The 2,192-nt window shown below is 77.5% G+C and carries 3 protein-coding genes; all 3 read left to right on the forward strand.

What is annotated here, in order from left to right; all coding sequences use genetic code 11:
- Positions 1-1,053, forward strand: a 1,053-nt coding sequence (locus WCS02_RS19825; RefSeq protein WP_340296003.1) for a FecCD family ABC transporter permease, incomplete at its 5' end; no start/stop codon positions are given.
- Positions 1,054-1,166: 113 nt separating this feature from the next.
- Positions 1,167-1,973 carry an ABC transporter ATP-binding protein gene (locus WCS02_RS19830; protein WP_340296005.1) on the forward strand — a complete coding sequence of 269 codons (807 nt, stop codon included), beginning with the start codon at positions 1,167-1,169 and terminating at the stop codon, positions 1,971-1,973.
- A gap of 26 nt (positions 1,974-1,999) precedes the next feature.
- Positions 2,000-2,192 (forward strand): hypothetical protein (locus WCS02_RS19835; RefSeq protein ID WP_340296006.1); only part of this gene is annotated, 193 nt, incomplete at its 3' end.

Here is a 2,192-nt window from a genome sequence, read left to right on the forward strand (position 1 = left end):
GCCCTGGCCGGGGCCGTCTCCCTCGGCGTCCCCCGGCCCGGCCGCCGCGTGCTCGTCGTCGCGGCGTCGGCCGGGGTCCTCGCCGCGACCCTGCTGCTGGGGGTCCTCGTCGGGCCCGCCGGCCTCACCCCCGGCGGGGTGCTCGCGGCGCTCGCCGGGGCGGTGCCCGGCACGGGCGTCCGCACCTCGCTCACCGAGCAGCAGCAGGCGATCCTCTGGCAGATCCGGCTGCCGCGGGTCGTGCTCGGCGCGCTCGTCGGCGCCATGCTCGCCCTGGCCGGGGCGGCCTACCAGGGCGTGTTCCGCAACCCCCTGGCCGACCCGTACCTGCTGGGGGTGTCCAGCGGCGCCGGCCTCGGCGCGACCCTGGCCATCGTGTCCGGCGGCGCGCTCGCCGGGCTCGGCCTGCCGGTCGTGGCGTTCGCCGGCGGGCTCGTGGGCGTCGCCGCGACGTACGCCCTGGGCGCCAGCGTCGGCCGGGGCGCCCGCAGCTCGGTGGTCATCGTGCTGGCCGGGGTCGCGGTGGCCGCGTTCCTCAACGCGATCCAGACCTTCGTCCAGCAGCGCTACGACGAGACCCTCCGCTCGGTGTACTCCTGGCTGCTCGGCCGGCTCAGCACGCAGGGCTGGAGCGAGGTGCTCACCGTGCTGCCGTACGTGGTCGTCGCGGGCGTCGTGGTCCTGCTCCACCGGCGCGTGCTCGACGTCATGGCGGTGGGCGACACGGAGGCGCGCAGCCTCGGCGTCGACGCCACGCGCACCCGGCTCGTCCTCGTCTTCGCCGCGACGCTCGGCACGGCGGCCGTGGTGAGCGTGAGCGGGCTCATCGGCTTCGTCGGCATCGTCGTCCCGCACGCGGTGCGGCTCGTGCTCGGCGGCTCCCACCGGGTGCTGCTGCCGGTGTCCATGCTGCTCGGGGCGGCGTTCCTCGTCGGGGCCGACGTCCTCGCCCGGACCGTGCTGAGCCCGGCCGAGCTGCCGATCGGGGTGGTGACCGCCCTGGTCGGCGCCCCGTTCTTCGTCGTCGTGCTGCGCCGGGCGAGGCTGTCGTGAGCCGTCCGCGCGCGGGGCTGTCCCGTCGTGCCCCCTCCTTGGGTAGTGCGGCCCCTGCTGGCACGGCGTCATCGGGTGCCTCCTCGACCGGGACGTCCGGTGGGCCCGCCGGCGTGGTCTGCGAGAAGGTCACCGTCGTCCGCGGCGGCGTGCCCGTGGTCCGCGACCTCAGCGTCACCGTCGCCGCCGGGGAGTGGGTCTGCCTGGTGGGGCCCAACGGCGCGGGCAAGACGTCGCTCCTGCACGCCGTGGGCGGGCTCCTGCCCTACTCCGGGCGGATCAGCGTCGCCGGGGCTGACGCGGCCACCGCCGGGGAGCGCGTGCTCGCCTGCCGGGTGGGCCTCATGCCGCAGCGGCCCGTCGTGCCGGAGTCCACGACCGTGGCCGAGCTCGTCGCGCTGGGCCGCACCCCGCACCTGCCCCGCTTCGGCACCGAGTCCGACGAGGACCGCCGGGTCGTCGCACGTTGCATCGAGCGGCTCTGCCTGGACCACGTCGCGTCACGGCCGGCGACGCAGCTGTCCGGGGGCGAGCTGCAGCGCGTCGTGCTCGCCCGCGCCCTGGCGCAGCAGCCGCAGGTGCTGCTGCTCGACGAGCCCACGAGCGCCCTCGACATCGGCCACCAGCAGACCGTCCTCGAGCTCGTCGACGCGCTGCGCCGCGAGGAGGGGCTCACCGTCGTCGCGGCGATGCACGACCTCACCTCCGCCGGGCAGTACGGCGACCGGCTCGTGCTGCTCGAGGACGGCCGGGTGGCCGCCGACGGCCCGGCCGCCGACGTGCTGCGCCCGGACCTGCTGGGCCGGGTCTACGGCGCGCGGGTCGACGTCGTCGCCGGCGCGGACGGGCCCGTCGTCGTGCCGCTGCGACCGGGCGGGCGCACCGGGCACCCGGTGCCCCGGGCGGGCCAGCGGCTGTGACCAGGACCGCTGTCCTCACGTCTTCGGTGGCCGGGCCCCTCGTGACCAGCTCTTCGACGGGCGCCCGGCGGGCGCCGGCTGGGTCCCGGTCGGCCGCATGGCGGGCGCCGATCGGATCCACGTCGGGCGCCTGGCGGGCGCCGGTAGCCGCGGCGGTGGCGCTGCTGCTCGACGAGCTCCTCGGGGAGCCGCCGTCGCGGCTGCACCCGGTCGTCGCCG

It is taken from the genome of Aquipuribacter hungaricus (assembly GCF_037860755.1).
Classification (GTDB): Bacteria; Actinomycetota; Actinomycetes; order Actinomycetales; family JBBAYJ01; genus Aquipuribacter; species Aquipuribacter hungaricus.